Here is a 20,943-nt window from a genome sequence, read left to right as displayed (position 1 = left end):
TCGCAGATGAGTGGCCGATGAACAATTCTAATAATTGGGGGAAACATCCATGAGCTCTAGCAACGCGGCGGCCAGTCCGTCTGCTCAGCCAGCGTTCTTGTCCAAAGAACGCATCATTGCCAAGCCCGGCTTCAACCGTTGGCTGGTCCCACCGGCCGCTCTGGCCATTCATCTGTGCATCGGCATGGCCTACGGCTTTTCGGTGTTCTGGCTGCCGCTGTCCAAGGCGCTGGGCATCGGTGCGCCAGTGGCGTGTGCGCCGGGCATGGGTTTTATCGAGCAGGTCTTTTCGTCCCAGTGTGACTGGCCGATCTCCATGCTCGGCTGGATCTACACCCTGTTCTTCATCTTCCTGGGCTGCTCGGCAGCGATCTGGGGCGGCTGGCTGGAACATGCCGGGCCGCGCAAGGCAGGGGTGGTTTCCGCGCTGTGCTGGTGCGGCGGCCTGCTGATTTCGGCGTTGGGGATCTACACCCACCAGATCTGGCTGATGTGGATCGGCTCCGGGGTCATCGGCGGTATTGGCCTGGGCCTGGGCTACATTTCCCCGGTGTCGACCCTGATCAAGTGGTTCCCGGACAAGCGCGGCATGGCCACCGGCATGGCGATCATGGGCTTTGGCGGTGGCGCCATGGTGGGCGCGCCCCTGGCGGCAGCCCTGATGAGCTACTTCGCCACGCCTACCAGCGTCGGCGTGTGGCAGAGCTTTTTGGTGATGGCCGCGATCTACTTCGTGTTCATGATCGGCGGCGCCCTGGCCTATCGGGTTCCGCCGACCGGCTGGAAACCTGAAGGTTGGACTGCGCCGGCGAAGAAAGCCGCCAATGCGATGATCACCCACCGCCATGTGCACGTGAACGTGGCCTGGAAGACTCCGCAGTTCCGCCTGGTCTGGCTGGTGCTGTGCCTCAACGTATCGGCCGGTATCGGCATCCTCGGCATGGCGTCGCCGCTGCTGCAGGAAGTGTTCGCCGGCAAGTTGCTGGGCAACGACCTGACCTTCAGCCAGCTGGATGCCGGGCAACTGGCGCAGATCGCCGCCATCGCTGCCGGCTTCACCGGTCTGTTGAGCCTGTTCAACATCGGCGGGCGGTTCTTCTGGGCGTCGTTCTCCGACTACCTGGGTCGCAAGAACACCTACTTCGTGTTCTTCGCCCTGGGCTTTGCCCTCTACGCGCTGATTCCGAACCTCGGCCACCTGGGCAACATCGCCCTGTTCGTGGCGGCGTTCTGCATCATCCTGTCGATGTACGGCGGTGGTTTCGCCACAGTTCCGGCCTACCTGGCGGACCTGTTCGGGACACAAATGGTGGGTGCGATCCACGGTCGCCTGCTGACTGCCTGGGCGGCGGCGGGCGTACTGGGCCCGGTGCTGGTGAACTACCTGCGTGAGTATCAGCTGAGCATCGGCGTCGAACGCGCCGCGGCCTACGACATCACCCTGTACATCCTCGCCGGCCTGCTGGTGCTGGGCTTCCTGTGCAACCTGCTGGTGCGCCCGGTAGCCGACAAGTACTTCATGACCGACGAGCAACTGGCGGCCGAGCAGGCTCTGGGCCACGACAAGGGCGCTGACAGCAGCGTCGTGCTGGAGTGGAAAGCTTCGTCCGCCAGCCAGCCGCTGGTGATCGCTGCCTGGCTGGCCGTGGGCATTCCCCTGGCGTGGGGCGTGTGGGTCACCCTGCAGAAGACGGCGGTGCTGTTCCATTAAGGGCTTGGCTGGCCAGCCAGCTCCTACGTAGGAGCCGGCTGGCCGGCGAACGCTTCGCCGCTTGTCATGACAGGTACAGCCCCGTAGCCATTGGCTGGCGCCCGTCAGGATATTGTCCAGCGTGTTTCTGTTTGGCCGCCGTCGGGCCTATACTATTCGCCTTTTTCGCCCAATGATTTTGCGGAGCTGGTGATGGCCGAACGTAAGGCATCTGTCGAGCGCGACACTCTGGAAACCCAGATCAAAGCCTCGATCAACCTGGATGGCACCGGAAAGGCCCGATTCGATATCGGCGTGCCCTTCCTTGAGCACATGCTGGACCAGATCGCCCGGCACGGGCTGATCGACCTGGACATCGAAAGCAAGGGCGACCTGCATATCGACGACCACCACACCGTGGAGGATGTCGGTATCACTCTCGGCCAGGCGTTCAGCAAGGCCATCGGCGACAAGAAGGGCATCCGTCGCTACGGTCACGCCTATGTGCCGCTGGATGAAGCCCTGTCCCGCGTGGTAATCGACTTCTCTGGCCGTCCCGGCCTGCAGATGCACGTACCCTTCACCCGCGCCACTGTCGGCGGTTTCGACGTTGACCTGTTCCAGGAATTCTTCCAGGGCTTCGTCAACCACGCCAACGTGACCCTGCACATCGATACCCTGCGCGGCACCAACACGCACCACCAGATCGAGACCGTGTTCAAGGCCTTCGGCCGTGCACTGCGCATGGCGGTGGAGCTGGACGAGCGTATGGCCGGCCAGATGCCGTCCACCAAGGGCGTGCTGTAATGCAGACCGTCGCCGTTATCGACTACGGCATGGGCAACCTGCACTCGGTGGCCAAGGCCCTGGAGCACGTGGGCGCCGGCAAGGTGTTGATCACCAGTGATGCCAACGTGATTCGCGAAGCCGACCGGGTGGTGTTTCCCGGCGTGGGTGCCATTCGCGATTGCATGGCCGAGATCCGTCGCCTGGGCTTCGACGCCCTGGTGCGTGAAGTCAGCCAGGATCGTCCTTTCCTCGGCATCTGCGTGGGCATGCAAGCCTTGCTCGACCACAGCGAAGAGAACGAGGGTGTTGACTGCATCGGCCTGTTTCCCGGCCAGGTGAAGTTCTTCGGCAAGGGCCTGATCGAGGATGGCGAACACCTGAAGGTGCCGCACATGGGCTGGAACGAGGTGAAGCAGGCGGTGGACCATCCGCTGTGGCACAACATTGCGGACCTGGCGCGCTTCTACTTCGTGCACAGCTACTACATCAATGCCGGCAATGCCCGGCAGGTGGTAGGCAGCGGTCACTATGGCGTGGACTTTGCCGCAGCGCTGGCCGACGGCTCGCGTTTCGCCGTGCAGTTCCACCCGGAGAAGAGCCATACCCACGGCCTGCAGTTGCTGCAGAACTTCGCGGCCTGGGACGGTCGCTGGTAATGGCGATCAAGAAGTCCAAGCCGCCGATCCTGACCCTCACTACCGAACAGGAGAGTGAGGCGACGCACAAGATCAAGCGCTTCATGGAGGACCGTTTCGAGCTCGACCTGGGCTCGTTCGAGGCGGCGGAAATTCTTGAGCTGTTTACCCGCGAAATTGCTCCGCACTATTACAACCGGGCGATTTTCGATGTGCAGACGCACCTCAAAGAGAGGTTCGAGAGCATCGAAAGCGACCTGTGGGCGCTCGAGAAAAATTGATTTTCGAGTGAAGCTGAACAATCGAATTTGAAGGTTTGCCAGATGCTGATTATTCCCGCTATCGATCTTAAAGACGGTGCCTGTGTACGTCTGCGCCAGGGCCGCATGGAAGATTCCACGGTGTTCTCCGATGACCCGGTGAGCATGGCTGCCAAGTGGGTTGAAGGCGGTTGCCGTCGTCTGCATCTGGTGGACCTCAACGGTGCCTTCGAAGGCCAGCCAGTGAACGGCGAGGTGGTGACCGCGATCGCCAAGCGTTACCCGAATCTGCCGATCCAGATCGGTGGCGGCATCCGCTCCCTGGAAACCATCGAACACTATGTGAAGGCCGGCGTGAGCTACGTGATCATCGGCACCAAGGCGGTCAAGGAGCCGGAGTTCGTTGCCCAGGCTTGCCGCGCTTTCCCGGGCAAGGTCATCGTTGGCCTGGACGCCAAGGATGGCTTCGTCGCCACCGATGGCTGGGCTGAAGTCAGCAGCGTGCAAGTGATCGACCTGGCCAAGCGTTTCGAAGCCGACGGCGTGTCCGCCATCGTTTATACCGACATCGCCAAAGACGGCATGATGCAGGGCTGCAACGTGCCGTTCACCGCAGCCCTGGCGGCGGCCACCAAGATCCCGGTGATCGCTTCCGGCGGTATCCACAACCTGGGCGACATCAAGGCCCTGCTGGATGCCAAGGCTCCAGGAATCATCGGCGCCATTACTGGCCGCGCGATCTATGAAGGCACCCTCGATGTCGCAGAAGCCCAGGCTTTCTGCGATTCGTACCAAGGCTGAGGACTCGCCATGGCACTGGCCAAACGCATCATCCCTTGCCTGGACGTGGACAACGGCCGGGTGGTCAAGGGCGTCAAGTTCGAGAACATCCGTGACGCCGGCGATCCGGTGGAAATCGCTCGACGCTACGACGAGCAGGGCGCCGACGAGATCACCTTCCTCGATATCACCGCCAGCGTCGATGGGCGCGATACCACCCTGCATACCGTCGAGCGCATGGCCAGCCAGGTGTTCATCCCGCTGACCGTGGGCGGTGGTGTGCGCACCGTGCAGGACATCCGCAACTTGCTCAATGCCGGCGCGGACAAGGTTTCGATCAACACCGCAGCAGTGTTCAACCCCGAGTTCGTCGGCGAAGCGGCGCAGCACTTCGGTTCCCAGTGCATCGTGGTCGCCATCGACGCGAAGAAAGTCTCCGGCCCGGGCGAAACCCCGCGCTGGGAGATCTTCACCCATGGCGGGCGCAAGCCCACCGGGCTGGACGCGGTGGAGTGGGCGAAGAAGATGGAAGGCCTGGGTGCCGGCGAAATCCTCCTGACCAGCATGGATCAGGACGGCATGAAAAACGGCTTTGACCTGGGCGTGACCCGGGCCATCAGTGATGCGCTGGGTATTCCGGTGATCGCTTCCGGCGGCGTCGGCAACCTCCAGCACCTGGCCGACGGCATCATTGAAGGCCACGCCAGTGCAGTGCTGGCGGCGAGCATTTTCCACTTCGGCGAATACACGGTTCCCGAGGCCAAGGCCTATATGGCCCAGCGCGGGATTGTTGTGCGATAGCCACTGGACAGCATGGCGTGCTCGCGGCACTCTTGAGCACGCCATGGATTCTGGTAACCCGTCATGTTCAAACGTCTTCTTGTGGTTGTCGCCAGCGCTTCGCTGCTCCTTGGCAGCCTGGCCCGCGCCGCTGAAACCGCCGACACCTCCCTGGTGCTGCTGACGGAAAACTTTCCCCCCTACAACATGGCCAAGAACGGCAAGAACTTCGCTCAAGGCGAGAATATCGATGGCATTGCCGTGGATATCGTCCGCGAAATGTTCAAGCGTGCCGGGGTCAACTACAGCCTGACCCTGCGCTTCCCCTGGGAGCGCATCTACAAGATGGCCCTGGAGCAACCGGGCTATGGCGTGTTCGTCATGGCGCGTCTGCCGGACCGCGAACCGCTGTTCAAGTGGGTCGGCCCCATTGGCCCGGATGACTGGATCATGCTGGCCAAGGCCGGCAGCAAGATCACCCTCGAATCCCTGGAACAGGCGCGCAAATACAAGATCGGCGCCTATAAGGGCGATGCCATTGCCGAGACCCTGACCAAGCAGGGCCTGACACCCCAGGTGGTGCTGCGGGACCAGGACAATGCCAAGAAGCTGGTGGCGGGGCAGATCGACCTCTGGGCCACCGGCGACCCGGCCGGCCGTTATCTGGCCAAGCAGGAAGGCATCACCGGCCTCAAGACCGTGCTGCGCTTCAATAGCGCCGAGCTGTACCTGGCCCTGAACAAGGACGTGCCTGACGAGGTTGTGGCCAAGCTGCAGGCGGCCCTGGAGCAGATGCGCAAAGAGGGAGTGGTGGAAGAGATCATGGGGCGTTATCTGTAGGCGCTTCGCTGGCAAGCCAGCTCCTACGGCGAAGGGCTTTAGCGATAAACCCCATTCTTGCCATGCCCCGCCATGGCCTGGTTGCTGCGCAGACTGATCATCGACTTGATATCGATCCACTCGATGCCCTGGGCCTTGAGCTTGGGCAGTTCGCGCTCGAGCACCGCCAGGGTCTGTGGATAAGGGTGGCCGATCATCACCGCCGAACCCTGTTTGCGGGCCAGCTTGATCGCTGTCTGTAGCTGCTGGGCAATCGCCGCTTCGGTGCGCTCGTCATCCAGGAATACATCCCGGGAAACACTGGCCAGGCCAATCTTCTGCGCTTCGGCGGCGGCGACTGTCTGGGCGCTGGTGCGGCTGTCGACGAAGAACTTGTGGCGGCGCTGCAAGTCAGCCATCAGCCAGGCCATGGCCTGGGGTTGGGCGGTCATGCGGCTGCCCATATGGTTGTTGATGCCGCTGGTGTAGGGCACGGCCTGGAAGGCGGCTTCCAGGCGTTTTTGCAACTCTTCGATGGGCAATTCGGGGTGCCAGGCGAACGGCCCGGTGGCCGGGTCCATGGGCATGTGCAGGATGACGATCTTGCCGGCGCGATGGGCCTCGCGGGCGAATTCGGCAGCGTGGGGCGTGTCGGGCATGATCGCCGTGGTTACCGGGCCGGGCAGGGCCAGTACGCGACGGTCACGGGGCAGGTTCTGGCCGAGGTCGTCGATGATCAGGCTCAGGTAGGCCTTGGGTGCGGCGGCTGTGGGTTCGGCGGCTTGGGTTGCAAGGGGCAAGAGGCACAGCAGGGTGAGCAGCGGGGCCCGGAGTGAGCGGAACAGGGGTGAGCAGCGGGAAATCATGGGGATCGGGGTCAGGCCTTTAGGGGGGATTGGCGCCCTGGCGGGCGCTTCGCGGGCAAGCCAGCTCCTACACAAACCGGCTCCTGATAGGAGCCGGTTTGCCAGCGAAGGGTTCAATCACTTGCCGCGGGTGATGCTCAGCCCCTTGAGCAGGCTCAGGGCCTGGGCCAGCTGGTAGTCGTCATCTTGTGGCATCGGCTTGGCCTTGCTCGACGAGCCGCTTGGCTTGTCGGCACCACCGTTGCCGTTGCCCAGGTGGCCCTGCAGGTCGGCTTCCTTGAAGTACTCGCCGTCCTGGGCCTCGCTGGTGATCTTGGCGCGGCGCACTTCGATGTCCGGAACGATGCCCTGGGCCTGGATCGAGCGGCCGTTGGGGGTGAAGTACAGGGCGGTGGTGATCTTCAGCGCACGGTCGTTGTTCAGCGGCAGCACGGTCTGTACCGAGCCTTTGCCGAAGCTGGTGGTGCCCATCAGCACCGCGCGTTTCTGGTCCTGCAGGGCGCCGGCGACGATTTCCGAAGCCGAGGCGCTGCCGCCGTTGATCAGCACCACCATCGGCACGGCTTCGCTCTCGTCCTTGCCGGTGGCGGAGAAGCGCAGCTCGGAGTTGGCGATGCGGCCCTTGGTGTAGACGATCAGGCCCTTGGTGATGAAGTGGTCCACCACTTCCACGGCGGCCTGCAGCACGCCGCCCGGGTTGTTGCGCAGGTCGAGGATGATGCCGTTGAGCTTCTTGCCGTTGTCCTTGCGCAGCTTGGCCAGGGCCTTGGAGACTTCCTCGCCGGTCTTAACCTGGAACTGGGTGATGCGGATGTAGCCGTAGCCCGATTCCAGCAACTGGCTCTTCACGCTTTTCACCTGGATGGTGGCGCGGGCCAGGGTCACGTCGAACGGCGTACCGCCGTCGCGCACCAGGGTCAGGGTGATTTTCTGGCCGATCTTGCCGCGCATCTTGTCCACGGCTTCGGTCATGGTCTGGCCGCGGGTCGGCTGGCCGTTGATCTTGACGATCAGGTCGCCGGCCTGGATGCCGGCCTTGGAGGCCGGGGTGTCGTCGATGGGCGAGACCACTTTGATAAAGCCGTCTTCGGCACCGACTTCAATGCCCAGGCCGCCGAATTCGCCGCTGGTGCTTTCCTGCAGCTCGGCGAAGTCTTCCGGCCCCAGGTAGGCCGAGTGCGGGTCGAGGTTGCTGAGCATGCCCTTGATGGCATTTTCCAGCAGGGTCTTGTCATCCACGGGTTCGACATAGGCCGCCTTGATCCGGTCCATGACCTCGGCAAAGGTGCGCAGTTCTTCCAGCGGCAGAGGTGCCTTGGTGGTCGCGGCGGTCGCTGATTGAGCGGTTTCGGCGGCAAACGCCAGAGGCGCTCCGATCACCAGGGCGATCGTCAGGGCCAGCGAGGTAAGGCGGGACAAATGCAGCATGTCGAACGAACTCCTAATTTAGATGCAGCGCTTATCCTTGCGCGTGGCACCACTGTGCCGGGTCGCTGGGGCGGCCCTGCTGACGAATTGCAAAGTACAGCGCAGGAGTGTCCTGTCCGCCACTATTGCCCACTGTGGAGATGGACTCTCCGGCCTTGACCACATCACCGGCTTCTTTGAGCAGGGTCTGGTTGTGTCCGTAGAGGCTCAGGTAACCGTTGCCATGATCGAGGATCACCAGCAGCCCGGCACCGCGCAGCCAGTCGGCGAACACTACCCGGCCACCGTGTACGGCGTGCACCTGGCTGCCGGCAGCGGCGCTGATCATCACCCCGTCCCACTTGGAACGGGAGTCGTCGCCACGGGTTTCCCCAAAGCGTGCCAGCAGTCGACCATCAACGGGCCATGGAAGTTTTCCCCGGGCCGCAGCAAATGCACCACCGAAGGAAGGACCGGCGCTGGAAACCAAGGCACCGGGGCTTGATCTGACGGGCTTGCGCGGGGCATCGCTGGCGTCGGCCTGGGCCTCACGTAAACGCTTTTTTTCGGTTTCCTGCTGGGCGATCAGCGCTTTCTGGCGCGCTTCCTCTGCCTCACGGGCCTGGCGGGCCAGGGTTTCTTCAATGGTTTTCAGGACCTTGGCCAGGTCGGCCTGGTCCTGTTCGCGGGCCTTGAGCTTGTCGTCCCGGGCCTTCACGTCGTCATTGAGCTTGGCCAGGGCCAGTTGCCGCTCTTTGCGGACCTTGTCGAGTTCTGCACGCTGGGTGTCGAGGCTGCTTTTCTGCACCAGCAACTGGGCCTGTTGCAGGGAGATGTCCTTTTCCACATTGGCCAGCTGACGCAGGGTCTCGTTGAAATTCTTCAGCTGCTCCAGGCGCGCCTGGCTCAGGTAGTCGTAGTAGGTCAGGGTGCGGGCAAATTTTTCCGGATTCTGCTGGTTGAGCAGCAGCTTGAGGTATTCCTGACGGCCGTTCTGGTAGGCCGCGCGGGCCTGGATGGCGATCAGTCGTTGCTGTTCAGTGCGCGCGCTCTGGAGTTTTTTTTTCTCCTCATCGAGTCGCTGCAGCTCGGATTCGCTTTTTTTCAGCTCTTTCTGCAGGGCTTCGACCTGCTTCTCCAGCTTGCCCATCTCGGTCTCGGTGCCGCGCAGGTCTTTCTGCACGCCGGACTTCTCTTCCTGCAGCTTGCCCAGCAGCTTTTTCAGCTCGGCAATGTCCTGACGCGTGGCGTCCAACTGTTGTTGGGTTTGCGCGCGCTCATCGGCAAAAGCCGGTTGGAGCAGGCAGATCAGAGCAAGGGCAATCAGGGCGCGAAGCATAGAGGCGGGCGACACCAGGGAAAGGGACGGTCTAGTATGCCCGCCCATCGCTGCAAAAAAAACGCCTCAAAGCCAACTGCTTTGAGGCGTTCGTCATAAAAAGCCGTTTCCGGCCCATTATTGGGCCTTTTGCTATCAGGATGCAGGCGGTTATTGCCGCCGACCCCGATCGAGCCGGGCCCGTTCGCTGGCGTGGCTGGCGGCCGATCGCCGTTGGCCATCAGCCGTGAGTGAGCGCCTGGCTTGGTTGCCGTGCTGATTGCGCGTCGATATTCGGCACCGACTGCGGTGTGAAAGCCTGGCCGTCTTGTCGGGTGCGCAACACCACGATGCCCGGGATGTTCTGCACGTATTCCATGAAGGGTGAATCCATGACCTCGCGTTGCATCTTCTTGGACGATGCATTGCGCAGCACGGGGCCGTTGGCGGTTTTGATGAAGAGCCCGGTATGGGTGACGTCCAGGCCCGCAAGATGGGTGTAGATGCCGATGTAGTCGCCAGTGTGCAGGCGGCTGAGCAACTGCTCGTCAATCGACGTGCTGGGTATGTAGGTTATGTCGCGTTCAACCAGGGGCAGGCCTGGCAGGTATAGGTCGCCGTTAGCCTTTTGGTTGAGGTGTTTAGTCACGGTCACCGCATCCGCGCTCAGCTGCGCCGTCAGGTCTTCGGTCAGCGGTTGCCCGGCATGCGCCCAATCCGTGAAGAAGTGCCGGCGGTCTGCATAGTGCACGCCGTCGCCGACATAGCGGGTCTGGATGAGGTTCTTGATGAAGCTGTCCTGGTCGGTGGATTTTCGCAGGGCCTCGACGTAATCCAGGTAGGTGAAGCAATCCAGGCCCCTGAAGTCGACGACCAGCTTCTCCGCCAGGGTCGCCGAGCCCTGCAACATGTTCGCTGCATAAGGCGTGTGCATGAACTCCCGTGAAATCTGCTCGCTCAGTTGGCCCATGCTGTCTGCCTCGGACTGTTGGCGGAGCTTGAGCAGGGCGCTCAGTTTCTCGGCGGTGTAGCTATCCATTTCCACCGAGGGACGCTGATCTTCGAGTGCAGCCACTTCAGGTGTGTGTCTGTGTTCAACATGGGCAGGGTTGGCGCAACCTGCGAGGACGGAGGCTAAAAAAAATACAGCGGTCTTGTTCATTCGATTTCTCCAGATGCTGCGCAATCGTAACTGATAACTATTACTATTTGTGCGGCAGTGCTGAGGATTGTGCTGCCCGGATGCGCTCATCAGCTGGAGAGGCTGCGAGGCAATGGCTGCTGCTGATACACAAACGCCCGATACGGTGTATCGGGCGTTTGTGCAGGAAACAGCCAGCTTCAGTTTCAGGCGTCCAGCAGTATCGACTTGCCGGTCATCTCTTCAGGCTGCGCCAGGCCCAGCAGTTTGAGCATGGTGGGCGCCACGTCTGCCAGGACCCCGCCTTCGCGGACTTTCAGCGCACGCTTGCCCACATAGATGAAAGGCACCGGCTCGGTGGTGTGGGCCGTGTGGGCCTGGCCGGTGGACTCGTCGGACATCTGCTCGACGTTGCCGTGGTCGGCGGTGATCAGCGCTTCGCCGCCGACTTTTTCCAGAGCATCGACGATGCGACCGACACACAGGTCCAGGCATTCAACGGCTTTCACCGCGGCTTCGAACACACCGCTGTGGCCGACCATGTCGCCGTTGGCGTAGTTGACGATGATCACGTCGTAACGCTGGTGCTCGATGGCATCGACGATCTTGTCAGTGACTTCCGGAGCGCTCATTTCCGGCTGCAGGTCGTAGGTGGCGACTTTTGGCGACGGAATCAGGATGCGCTCTTCGCCCGGGAACGGCTCTTCACGGCCGCCGGAGAAGAAGAAGGTCACGTGAGCGTATTTCTCGGTTTCGGCAATGCGCAGCTGGGTCTTGCCGTTTTTCGCCAAATAGTCGCCCAACACGTTTTCCAGGCTGCCCGGAGCGAAGGCCGACGGCGCGGGAATGCTGGCGGCGTACTGGGTGAGCATGACAAAGCCGGCCAGCTTTGGCTGGCGCGCACGCTCGAAGTCCTTGAAGTCGTCCTCGACGAAGACCCGGGTCAGCTCGCGGGCCCGGTCGGCGCGGAAGTTCATGAACACCACGGCATCGCCGTCTTCGACCTTGACCGGCTCACCGATGGTGGTGGCCTTGACGAATTCGTCGCTCTCTTCACGGGCGTAGGCAGCTTGCAGACCTTCCTGGGCGGTGGCGGCGTTGAACTGGCCCTGGCCGTCGACGATCAGGTTGTAGGCCTGGGCCACGCGGTCCCAGCGATTGTCGCGGTCCATGGCGAAGTAACGGCCGATCAGGCTGGCGATGCGGCCCTTGCCCAGGGTCTTGAAAGTCTCATCCAGCAGTTCGATGGACGACTGGGCGCTTTTCGGCGGCGTGTCGCGACCGTCGAGGAAGGCGTGCAGGTAGATTTTCTCGGCGCCGCGCTTGAAGGCCAGTTCGGCCATGGCGATCAGGTGGTCCTGGTGGCTGTGCACGCCGCCGTCCGACAGCAGGCCGAGGATGTGCACGGCCTTGTCGGCGGCCACGGCCTTGTCCACGGCCGCGCAAATGGTCGGGTTCTCGAAGAACTCACCGTCACGGATGGCCTTGGTCACCCGGGTGAAGTCCTGATACACCACGCGACCGGCACCCAGGTTCATGTGGCCTACTTCGGAGTTGCCCATCTGCCCGTCCGGCAGGCCGACGTCCATGCCCGAGCCGGAGATCAGGCCGTTGGGCATGCTGGCGCACAAGCGGTCCAGGACTGGCTTCTTGGCCGCATAGACGGCGTTGGATTCGTGGCTCTCGCTGTGACCGAAGCCATCCAGAATCATCAGGACCAAAGGTTTAGGCGTGGTAGTCATGGCGTCCACTCGTGGCTGGATAGGAAAGTGTTGAAAAGGGAGGTGTTGAAAAAGGGAGTGGCAGTTTAAAGCGAAGTTCCGGTGGCGTCACCGCCGGGCGGGGTTTGGCCGACCTTGAGGGCTGTGTATACTGGCCGACATTTTAACGCCCTGGAACCTCCTTAGATGGTTGCTCACCTGATTCAATTCGCCACTGAACACTACTTGCTCGTCGGCGCCTTCGCCATCCTGCTGGCTCTGTTGATCGCTCATGAATTGAGCCGCGGTGGCCGCAGCCTCAGCACCCGTGAACTGACCGCACTGGTCAACAGCGAGCAGGGCGTAGTGATCGATATCCGTCCGTCCAAGGACTTCGCTGCCGGCCACATCGTCGGCGCGCTGAACATTCCCCAGGACAAGCTGACCGCCCGCGTCGGCGAGCTGGAGAAGCACAAGGCCAAGACCATCATCCTGGTGGACGCCCAAGGCCAGCACGCCGGCACTCATGCCCGTGAACTGATGAAGTCCGGTTTCACCGCGGCCAAACTGTCCGGCGGCGTGTCCAGCTGGAAAGCCGACAACCTGCCATTGGTGAAGTAATGCCCAAGGTCATCGTCTACTCCAGTGATTACTGCCCTTACTGCTCGCGGGCCAAGCATCTGCTCGGGAGCAAAGGCGTAGCCTTCGAAGAGATCAAGGTCGATGGCAAGCCGCAGGTGCGCGCCGATATGGCCCAGAAGGCCGGACGCACGTCCGTGCCGCAGATCTGGATCGGTGCCACCCATGTAGGTGGTTGTGATGATTTGTTTGCCCTGGAGCGCGCCGGCAAGCTCGACGCGCTGCTGGCGGCCTGAAATTCCTAGGTTCGTATGGAAACTCGCCGAGCGAAGATCAGGCAAGGCAAAAACAGGCGAGGAAGCGGAGTGTAGGGGCCTACATGAGCATTCCGAGCCTGTTTTGAACGCAGCATGGTCGAAGCGCAGGCAGTTTGCGTACAGAACCTAACCCTATAGACCCAAGATCAAGAAGGATCATGAGATGACTGACCAACAGAACACTGCTGCTGCCGAAGACGAAAGCGCACCGCAATTCTCCCTGCAGCGCATCTACGTGCGTGACCTGTCCTTCGAAGCGCCGAAAAGCCCGGCCATCTTCCGCCAGCAGTGGGAACCAAGCGTCGGCCTGGACCTGAACACCCGTCAGAAAGCCCTGGAAGCCGACTTCCACGAAGTGGTGCTGACCCTGTCCGTGACCGTGAAGAACGGCGACGAAGTGGCCTTCATCGCTGAAGTGCAACAAGCCGGCATCTTCCTGATCAAGAACCTGGACGAGGCTTCCATGAGCCACACCCTGGGTGCCTTCTGCCCGAACATCCTGTTCCCTTACGCTCGCGAAGCGCTGGACAGCCTGGTGACCCGTGGTTCGTTCCCGGCCCTGATGCTGGCCCCGGTGAACTTCGACGCGCTGTACGCCCAGGAACTGCAACGTCTGCAGTCCGCCGGCGAGAACACCGTTCAATAAGAGCGTCGCCCGAGCATGAAAAAAGCGCCTGTAATGGCGCTTTTTTCATGCTCGGGCAAAACCTGTAGGGGCGGGCTTGCCCGCGACCCCCAGGCCCTACTTGAACCCCAACTGCCGCCAGCCTTCATAGACGGCCACGGCCACGGTGTTGGACAGATTCAGGCTGCGGCAACCTTCGCGCATGGGCAGGCGCAGGCGCTGCTCGCCCGGCAGGGCGTCCAGTACGTCCGCCGGCAGCCCGCGGCTCTCGGGGCCGAACAGGAAGGCGTCGCCCTCCTGGAAGCTGGCGTCATGGAAGGGGCGCGAGCCCTTGGTGGTGAAGGCGAACAGGCGCGGATGGCCAAGACTCTCCAGACAGCTGGCAAGGTCGGCATGGCGTTGCAGTGTGGCGTATTCGTGATAGTCGAGGCCGGCACGGCGCAGGCGCTTGTCGTCCATTTCGAAACCCAGCGGCTCGATCAAATGCAGGTGGCAGCCGCTGTTGGCGCATAGCCTGATAACGTTGCCGGTATTCGGCGGAATTTCTGGTTGAAAGAGGATGACGTGAAACATGCACGGCTCCGAAGAGAAAGACAGGCTGCATTCTACGCCTGAAGCGTACTCGCGACCGAAGCTAATGCTGCGGGTATTCGGCTCCCTGGCGATTGTCGGGATGATGGTGGGGCTGATGATCGGCCGCCTGACCCAGCCCGATCCTGTGGAACTGCAGCAGGTCGAGGTGGCCCCTGATGGCCTGGTGCTGTGGTTCAACCATGAACCCAAGGTTCACGGCGAACATATCGACGGCGCCGTGGCGTTGCTGTTCGACGCCCAGGGGCGCGTGCAGAACGGCCAGCTACAGGTCAATCAGAAGAATGTGAACTGGCGGGTGCGCCTGGCGGACCAGGGCTTGCTACTGAACCTGGTGGCCGCCCGGCCGTTGCGGGGCGATTGGGCGGGTAGCGAGGTGGAGGGGCGCTGGCGCCTGGCGATCCACCTGCGGGAGGAATAAAAGAGGGAAACCCCGGCCTGCCTGTACCAAGGCCCCCAAAAGCGGGAGGGGCTGATCGCCTTGGGGGCGATGAGTCCCGGTGTAAAGAAGGGGATTCCCGGCCTGCCTGTACCAGGGTCCCCGAAAGGGTTGTGGGCGCGTCGTTCACAACGTGATGAGCCCGGTGTTAAAGAGGGAAGCCCCAGCCTGCCTGTACTGAGGTTCCCGAAACCTTGGGCTCGTCGCGATGCGCTTGATGAGCCCGGTGTTAAAGAGGGAATTCCCGGCCTGCCTGTACCGAGGTTCCCGAAAGCTTGGCCCGTCGCTGTGAGCGTGGTGGGCCGGGTGTTAAAGAGGGGAATCCCCGGCCTGCCTGTACCAAGGTCCCCGAAACTGGGTAGTGATGGAGTTATTGCAGGGGGCGTGCCAACTCTGGTCGGTCGTGTATGAATTGCCTGGATAAAAAGCCGAAAGCCCCGGATTCCGGGGCTTTTGCGTTTTCGAAGGGCAAATTTTCAGATTTGAAGGCCAGGCCTCGAATGATCGCGCTGTGCTCGATTGCGGTTCATCGCGCCTTCGGGCAGTGCATGCACCCCATCCTGGTGCACGCCCATCCTCGTCGTAGGAGCCGGCTTGCCGGCGAAAGCGCCGGTCAGCGCTCTGCAAGGCTCAGGGGCCTTTTCGCTGGCAAGCCAGCTCCTACGTGCCGTGGGGCGGGGCTTCAGCCTTCTTCGCTTTCGTCCTCGTCGCCACCGTCCACCTTCATTCCCAGCTCCTTGATCTTGCGGGTCAGGGTGTTGCGGCCCCAACCCAGCAGGACTGCAGCGTCGCGGCGGCGGCCGGCAGTGTGCTTGAGGGCGGTCTCGATCATGATCCGCTCGAAACTCGGTACCGCGCTGTCCAGCAGGCTCGATTGCCCACGGGCCAGGGCTTGGTCGGCCCACTGGCGCAGGGCCTGTTCCCAGTTGGTCACCGGCGCCGAGTCCTGGGGCAGGCTCAACAGCTCCGGCGGCAGGTCGCTGATGTGCACCTCGCGCCCCGACGCCATGACGGTGATCCAGCGGCAGGTGTTCTCCAGCTGGCGCACGTTGCCCGGCCAGGGCAGGTTCTTCAGGTATTCCTCGGTTTCGTTTTTCAGCAGTTTGGGTTCCACCGCCAGTTCCTGGGCGGCACGGCTGAGGAAGTGCTTGGCCAGGGTCGGGATGTCTTCACGACGGTCCGACAGGCGCGGAATATGGATGCGGATCACGTTGAGGCGGTGGAACAGGTCCTCACGGAACTTGCCGGCATGCACCAGGGTTTCCAGGTTCTGGTGGGTGGCGGCGATGATCCGTACATCGACCTTGACCGGAGTATGTCCACCGACCCGGTAGAACTCGCCATCGGCCAGAACCCGCAGCAGGCGAGTCTGGGTATCGGCGGGCATATCCCCGATTTCGTCGAGGAACAGGGTGCCGCCATCGGCTTGCTCGAAACGTCCACGGCGCAGGTTGGCGGCGCCGGTGAAGGCGCCTTTTTCATGGCCGAACAGCTCGGACTCCATCAGGTCCTTGGGAATCGCCGCCATGTTCAGGGCGATGAACGGCGAAGCCGCCCGCGGGCTGTGGCGATGCAGGGCGTGGGCCACCAGTTCCTTGCCGGTGCCCGACTCGCCGTTGATCAACACCGTGATGTTGGAGTGGCTCAAGCGGCCGATGGCGCGGAACACCTCCTGCATCGCCGGTGCTTCACCGATGATTTCCGGGGTACGGGTCAGAGTCGGCGCCACTTCCAGGCCTTGCTGTTCCTGGGCGTGCTGGTTGGCGCGCTTGACCAGGGACACCGCCTCATCCACATCGAATGGCTTGGGCAGGTACTCGAAGGCCCCGCCCTGGTAGGAGGCGACGGCGCTGTCCAGGTCCGAATGCGCGGTCATGATGATCACCGGCAGGCGCGGGTGCAGCTCGCGAATCCGCGCCAGCAGGTCGAGGCCGCTGGCACCGGGCATACGGATATCGGAGATGATCACGTCCGGCTGCTGGCGTGCCAGGCGACTCATCACCCCATCGGCGCTGTCGAAGCTCTGGGTGGTCATGCCTTCCTGTTGCAAGGCTTTTTCCAGGACCCAACGGATAGAACGGTCGTCATCGACGATCCACACGGTTTCACTACGGCTCATGTCGATGGGGCTCCTTGTTCCAGAGGCAGAAAGATCGAGAAGGTGGTGTGGCCGGGATGGCTGTCACATTCGATCAGGCCCTGGTGCTGGCTGATGATGTTCTGGGTAATGGCCAGACCCAGCCCGGTACCGTCCGGCCGGCCACTGACCATGGGGAAGAAGAGGGTGTCCTGCAGCTCTGCGGGGATGCCCGGGCCGTTGTCGATGATCTCGATCTTGGTCACCAGGCGATGGCGCACATGGCCGATGGTGAACTGGCGCATGGTGCGGCTGCGCAGGGTGATGCGCCCCAGGCGCATTTCGTTCTGGGTGCTGATGGCCTGCATGGCGTTGCGCACGATGTTGAGCACCGCCTGGATCATCTGCTCGCGGTCGATCAAAACGTCGGGGATGCTCGGGTCGTAATCGCGTACCAGGGTGATGCAGCCCTGGCTTTCGGCTTCCACCAGGCTGCTGACCCGCTCCAGCACTTCATGGATGTTGGTCGGTGCCAGGGATGGCAACTTGTTCGAGCCCAGCATGCGGTCCACCAGGTTTCGCAGGCGGTCGGCCTCTTCGATGATGACGTTGGTGTAGTCCTTGAGGCTTTCCTCGGGCAGCTCCCGGGCCAGCAATTGTGCGGCGCCGCGAATCCCTCCCAGGGGGTTCTTGATCTCGTGGGCCAGGCCGCGCACCAGCATCTTGCTGGTTTCTTGCTTGGACAGCTGGGCCTCTTCCTTGGTGATGCGCAGCAGCCGGTCCCGGGGGTGGACTTCCAGCAGCAACAGGGTGTCGCCATTGCTGAGGATCGGCGTCACCGCGTAGTCGACGGTCAGGGTCTGGCCGGTCAGGGCGGTGAGCATGGCTTCGCGCTTGGTGAACGGGTGCGCCTGTTCCACTGCCTGGCGCAGGGAGCTCAAGGCTTCGGCGGATTCAGTGAACAGCTCGCTGATGAATTGCCCATGGCTACGCTGGCCGCTGATGGCCAGGAGCATCTCCGCCGCCGGATTCATGTACTCAAGGCGCAGGTCGGCGTTGAGCAGGATGGTGGCGGTGGTCAGGTTGTCCAGAAGCAGACGGTGCAGTGGGTCGCTGATGGTCATGGGTAAAGGGTGACCTCTTTTGAAGCAAGACAATCCGGGGCCGGTCCCGAATTGCGCGCGCGGGTAAGGCGCTGATGTGGAGAAAATGCAAAAACCAAACCAAGGCTCCGAAAAGAAGCGTCCAAGCCCTGAAACAGCTGTTTGAAGCTCGATTGCGTGGCGCTTTGCCAGCCCTGGCGGGTATTTTCGAACCAAAATGGGCTGGGAATGGCCCCTGAGTGCAAGGTGTTGCACCAATATAGTGCATGAATCTGTATGGTGCTTGCGACTGTTCGGTGGTGTGGGAATCAACGCCCGTTTTTCAGCGGCCGCTGTCAGGGAGCGGGTTTAAAGTGCTCGAACCCAATGCTTCAAGGTTTAGGATGCGGCCATGGAAAACGCCCCCCTGCTGTTCCAGCTCCCCGATGACGACACCCTGTACCAGGCCCTTCTGGATCGCGACCCGGCCTATGAAGGCTTTGCCTTTGTCGGGGTCAAAAGTACCGGCGTGTTCTGTCGCCTGACCTGTGCCGCACGCAAGCCCAAGCGTGAGAACACGGTGTTCTTCAGCTCTATCAAGGGCTGCGTCGAAGCGGGATTCCGCGCCTGTCTGCGTTGTCGCCCCCTGGAGCGGTCCGGAGTGCAGGAGCCCTGGGTGCAAACCCTGCTGGATCAGTTGCAAAGCGATCCCGAACGCCGCTGGTACGAAGATGACCTGAGCCGCCAGGGGCTGGACCCGTCCACGGTGCGTCGCGCGTTCAAGCGCTACTTTGGGGTGACCTTCCTGGAAATGGCCCGCCTGCGACGCATGGGCCAAGGCATGCAGCAGCTGTCCTGCGGAGAGTCGGTGATCGAGGCGCAGATCAGCGCCGGCTTTGACTCCGATAGTGGCTTTCGTCGTGCCTTTGCCCGCCTGGCCGGCCAGCCGCCGTCGAACCTGCGGGGGCGCGAGCTGCTCAAGGTGGACTGGCTACAGACCCCCATTGGCGTGATGCTGGCGGTGGCGGATGCCCAGGTCCTGCATCTGCTGGAGTTTTTCGATCGTCCGGCCCTGGCCAATGAACTGCAAAACCTGCAAAAGAGCAGCGGTTCCAGCATAGGGTTCGGACGTTTCGCCCCCATCGATCAAATCGAGGCCGAGCTGCAGCGCTACTTCGCCGGAGAGTCCGCCGGCTTCCATACCCCTCTGGCGATGAACGCCTCGCCCTTTACCCGAACGGTGTGGCAGGCCTTGCGCGCCATCCCCTTGGGCAGCACCTGCAGTTATGCCGAAGTGGCGAGCCGGATCGGCTCGCCGTCAGCGGTGCGTGCCGTGGCCCGAGCCAACGGCGCCAATCAGATCTCCATCGTCATCGCCTGCCACCGAGTCATTGGTAGCGATGGCGCGCTGACCGGCTACGGCGGCGGGCTGTGGCGCAAACGCTGGCTGCTGGAGCATGAGCGCCGCATGTCCAGGCCCCGGGGCGATTCAGTGAGCGGGCTGTAGCGGCTTGCCTGAAGGACCCGGGCCGGCTTGCTCCGGGATATCCACAGGTCGCTGCAGCCGGTTGTCTGTCTGGCGCGCCAGTTCATCGGCATCCGCCTGCTCCGCCGTGGACAGCTCGGCAGCGTTGTGGCCGATGCGCTTGAGCAGCGCCAGCATGCACAGCAGCGAAACCAGGGTGTAGCAGGCCGAGGCGATGGCCACGCCGACGATGCTGCCGGTGCCGTTGAGGATGCTCTGGGCCAGTACCGGGGTGGCGCCCCCCACCAGCAGCGAGCACAGCTGATAGGAAATCGACAGCCCGCTGTAGCGCACCCGGGTCGGAAAGGCCCGGGCCAGGATGCCGCCCACCGCGCCATAGAACATCGAATGGGGCACGGTGGCCAGGCACATGCCGAGTACGGCGATCCAGTAGCTGCCGGTTTCCACGGCGAAGAACATCGCCGGCATCAGCACCAGTTCCGGCACCACCATCAACACCATGGCCTTGCGCATGTCGATGCGTGAAACCAGCACCGCCCCCAGGGGCTGGGTGATGAACTGCACCACCAGGGCCATGACGATCACGCTGAGAAAGCTGCCCTGGGTGTAGCCCAGTTCCTTGGTGGCCCAGGACAGGGCGAAGGTGCTCTTGAAGTAGGTGACGTGGATGATCGGCAGCACTCCGGCGCCCAGCAGCACCAGCCGCCAGTGGTTGCGCAGCACTTCGAGAATCGGCAGCTTGACGGTCTTCTTCTGCGCGATCAGGCGCTGCATGTCATCGGACTCTTCGAGCTTGAGGCGAATGATCATGCCGACGATCACCAGCAGCGCCGAGAGCAGGAACGGGATGCGCCAGCCCCAGAGCAGGAAGTCCGGCGCGGGCAGGGCGCTGAGGCCGAAGAACACCAGGGTCGCCAGCAGGTTGCCGGCCGGTGAGCCCTGTTGGGCAAAGGCGGCATAGAGAATGCCCTTGCCCTTGGGCGCGCTCTCGCTGGCGATCAGGATCGCCCCGCCCCATTCGCCGCCCACCGCGATGCCCTGGATGATGCGCAAGGTCACCAGGGCAATCGGCGCCCAGATGCCGATCTGCAGGTAGCTGGGCAGCAGGCCGATGCAGGTGGTGGCCACGCCCATCATGATCAGGGTGATCACCAGGGTGGTCTTGCGGCCGATCTTGTCGCCCATGTGGCCGAAGATGATGCCGCCGATGGGGCGTGCGATAAAGCCGGCCCACAGGGTCAGGAAGGACAGCAGGGTAGCGGTGCCCGGGGGCAGGTCGGCGGGGAAGAAGACTTTGCCGAACACCAGGGCGGCGGCGATTCCGTAGGCGTAGAAGTCATACCACTCGATGGTGGTGCCGATGAACGAGGCGATGCCCGCCTTGCGGGCTTTCTTGTGGGCGGCAGCTTCCAGGGCGGCGGTCATGTGCAACTCCTGCTTGTTATTGTTATGGGCACCCGCGCAGGGCACGTGGGCTTCATGCAAGGCCCGACCGCTGGGAGCCTATACAGGCAGGAATCGAAAAATATAATGATTAAATCTTATGGTTTGATACGTGATTT

The 20,943-nt window shown here is 62.5% G+C and carries 21 protein-coding genes; 12 read left to right on the top strand and 9 right to left on the bottom strand.

Going from position 1 to position 20,943, the window contains the following annotated elements; translation table 11 throughout:
- Window positions 1–49 precede the first annotated feature (49 nt).
- The 7 genes from FW796_RS15650 (at window position 50) to FW796_RS15620 (ending at window position 5,774) form a co-directional block, all read left to right on the top strand.
- The gene (locus FW796_RS15650) at window positions 50–1,711 is read left to right on the top strand and encodes an OFA family MFS transporter (protein WP_346634184.1); all 1,662 of its coding nucleotides are present in this window, start codon (window positions 50–52) and stop codon (window positions 1,709–1,711) included.
- A 192-nt stretch (window positions 1,712–1,903) separates the two neighbouring features.
- Window positions 1,904–2,497 (top strand): imidazoleglycerol-phosphate dehydratase HisB, encoded by a 594-nt coding sequence (hisB, locus tag FW796_RS15645; RefSeq protein WP_011058736.1) that lies wholly within the window; start codon window positions 1,904–1,906, stop codon window positions 2,495–2,497.
- On the top strand, window positions 2,497–3,135 hold the full coding sequence (hisH, locus tag FW796_RS15640; protein WP_123724144.1) for an imidazole glycerol phosphate synthase subunit HisH: 639 nt from the start codon (window positions 2,497–2,499) through the stop codon (window positions 3,133–3,135). Before hisB ends, hisH begins: the two co-directional genes overlap by 1 nt.
- Window positions 3,135–3,395, top strand: coding sequence for a DUF2164 domain-containing protein (locus FW796_RS15635; protein ID WP_123724143.1), 261 nt, complete (start codon window positions 3,135–3,137; stop codon window positions 3,393–3,395). The genes hisH and FW796_RS15635 overlap by 1 nt, the downstream gene beginning before the upstream one ends.
- A gap of 42 nt (window positions 3,396–3,437) precedes the next feature.
- Window positions 3,438–4,175 (top strand): 1-(5-phosphoribosyl)-5-[(5-phosphoribosylamino)methylideneamino]imidazole-4-carboxamide isomerase, encoded by a 738-nt coding sequence (hisA, locus tag FW796_RS15630; protein WP_019093879.1) that lies wholly within the window; start codon window positions 3,438–3,440, stop codon window positions 4,173–4,175.
- A 9-nt stretch (window positions 4,176–4,184) separates the two neighbouring features.
- Window positions 4,185–4,955, top strand: a complete 771-nt coding sequence (gene hisF / locus FW796_RS15625; RefSeq protein WP_015633827.1) for an imidazole glycerol phosphate synthase subunit HisF — start codon at window positions 4,185–4,187, stop codon at window positions 4,953–4,955.
- A 63-nt stretch (window positions 4,956–5,018) separates the two neighbouring features.
- Window positions 5,019–5,774 (top strand): substrate-binding periplasmic protein, encoded by a 756-nt coding sequence (locus FW796_RS15620; protein ID WP_446439539.1) that lies wholly within the window; start codon window positions 5,019–5,021, stop codon window positions 5,772–5,774.
- Between the two features lie 38 nt (window positions 5,775–5,812).
- Here FW796_RS15620 and FW796_RS15615 read toward each other — a convergent pair whose 3' ends face one another.
- From FW796_RS15615 to gpmI, 5 genes are all read right to left on the bottom strand, one after another.
- Window positions 5,813–6,619: a divergent polysaccharide deacetylase family protein gene (locus tag FW796_RS15615; RefSeq protein ID WP_346634186.1), complete on the bottom strand. Its 807-nt coding sequence runs from the start codon at window positions 6,617–6,619 to the stop codon at window positions 5,813–5,815.
- A gap of 117 nt (window positions 6,620–6,736) precedes the next feature.
- Complete coding sequence (locus FW796_RS15610) at window positions 6,737–8,047, bottom strand: S41 family peptidase (RefSeq protein ID WP_110595366.1); 1,311 nt, start codon at window positions 8,045–8,047, stop codon at window positions 6,737–6,739.
- A gap of 31 nt (window positions 8,048–8,078) precedes the next feature.
- Window positions 8,079–9,365, bottom strand: a complete 1,287-nt coding sequence (locus FW796_RS15605; protein WP_446439538.1) for a murein hydrolase activator EnvC family protein — start codon at window positions 9,363–9,365, stop codon at window positions 8,079–8,081.
- Between the two features lie 220 nt (window positions 9,366–9,585).
- Complete coding sequence (locus FW796_RS15600; protein WP_346634188.1) at window positions 9,586–10,506, bottom strand: DUF1460 domain-containing protein; 921 nt, start codon at window positions 10,504–10,506, stop codon at window positions 9,586–9,588.
- Window positions 10,507–10,691: 185 nt separating this feature from the next.
- Entirely contained in the window at window positions 10,692–12,227 is a 1,536-nt protein-coding gene (gene gpmI / locus FW796_RS15595) for a 2,3-bisphosphoglycerate-independent phosphoglycerate mutase (protein ID WP_346634189.1), read from the bottom strand.
- A gap of 165 nt (window positions 12,228–12,392) precedes the next feature.
- Here gpmI and FW796_RS15590 point away from each other — a divergent pair, with 165 nt between their 5' ends.
- From FW796_RS15590 to secB, 3 genes are all read left to right on the top strand, one after another.
- The gene (locus FW796_RS15590; protein WP_346634190.1) at window positions 12,393–12,806 is read left to right on the top strand and encodes a rhodanese-like domain-containing protein; all 414 of its coding nucleotides are present in this window, start codon (window positions 12,393–12,395) and stop codon (window positions 12,804–12,806) included.
- Entirely contained in the window at window positions 12,806–13,060 is a 255-nt protein-coding gene (grxC, locus tag FW796_RS15585) for a glutaredoxin 3 (RefSeq protein ID WP_102882126.1), read from the top strand. Before FW796_RS15590 ends, grxC begins: the two co-directional genes overlap by 1 nt.
- 184 nt (window positions 13,061–13,244) lie before the next feature.
- Entirely contained in the window at window positions 13,245–13,727 is a 483-nt protein-coding gene (gene secB / locus FW796_RS15580) for a protein-export chaperone SecB (RefSeq protein ID WP_016963308.1), read from the top strand.
- A 96-nt stretch (window positions 13,728–13,823) separates the two neighbouring features.
- Here secB and trmL read toward each other — a convergent pair whose 3' ends face one another.
- Window positions 13,824–14,279, bottom strand: a complete 456-nt coding sequence (trmL, locus tag FW796_RS15575; protein WP_011058750.1) for a tRNA (uridine(34)/cytosine(34)/5-carboxymethylaminomethyluridine(34)-2'-O)-methyltransferase TrmL — start codon at window positions 14,277–14,279, stop codon at window positions 13,824–13,826.
- On the opposite strand from trmL, the gene FW796_RS15570 reads away from it, so the two are divergent.
- Entirely contained in the window at window positions 14,278–14,718 is a 441-nt protein-coding gene (locus tag FW796_RS15570) for a hypothetical protein (protein WP_346634191.1), read from the top strand. The two genes, trmL and FW796_RS15570, sit on opposite strands and share 2 nt — an antisense overlap.
- A gap of 700 nt (window positions 14,719–15,418) precedes the next feature.
- Here FW796_RS15570 and ntrC read toward each other — a convergent pair.
- Window positions 15,419–16,855, bottom strand: coding sequence for a nitrogen regulation protein NR(I) (gene ntrC, locus FW796_RS15565; RefSeq protein ID WP_346634192.1), 1,437 nt, complete (start codon window positions 16,853–16,855; stop codon window positions 15,419–15,421).
- Complete coding sequence (glnL, locus tag FW796_RS15560; RefSeq protein ID WP_346634193.1) at window positions 16,852–17,937, bottom strand: nitrogen regulation protein NR(II); 1,086 nt, start codon at window positions 17,935–17,937, stop codon at window positions 16,852–16,854. Before glnL ends, ntrC begins: the two co-directional genes overlap by 4 nt.
- A gap of 370 nt (window positions 17,938–18,307) precedes the next feature.
- Between glnL and FW796_RS15555 the strand changes: the two genes are divergently transcribed.
- Window positions 18,308–19,402, top strand: a complete 1,095-nt coding sequence (locus FW796_RS15555; RefSeq protein WP_446439537.1) for a bifunctional transcriptional activator/DNA repair enzyme AdaA — start codon at window positions 18,308–18,310, stop codon at window positions 19,400–19,402.
- Here the strand turns inward: FW796_RS15555 and FW796_RS15550 are convergent.
- Complete coding sequence (locus FW796_RS15550; protein WP_446439536.1) at window positions 19,385–20,806, bottom strand: MFS transporter; 1,422 nt, start codon at window positions 20,804–20,806, stop codon at window positions 19,385–19,387. The two genes, FW796_RS15555 and FW796_RS15550, sit on opposite strands and share 18 nt — an antisense overlap.
- Window positions 20,807–20,943 lie beyond the last annotated feature (137 nt).

This window comes from Pseudomonas sp. 910_21 (genome assembly GCF_052850735.1).
The sequence above is the reverse complement of the archived record's forward strand: the minus strand, read 5'-3'. Positions and strand labels throughout refer to the sequence as shown.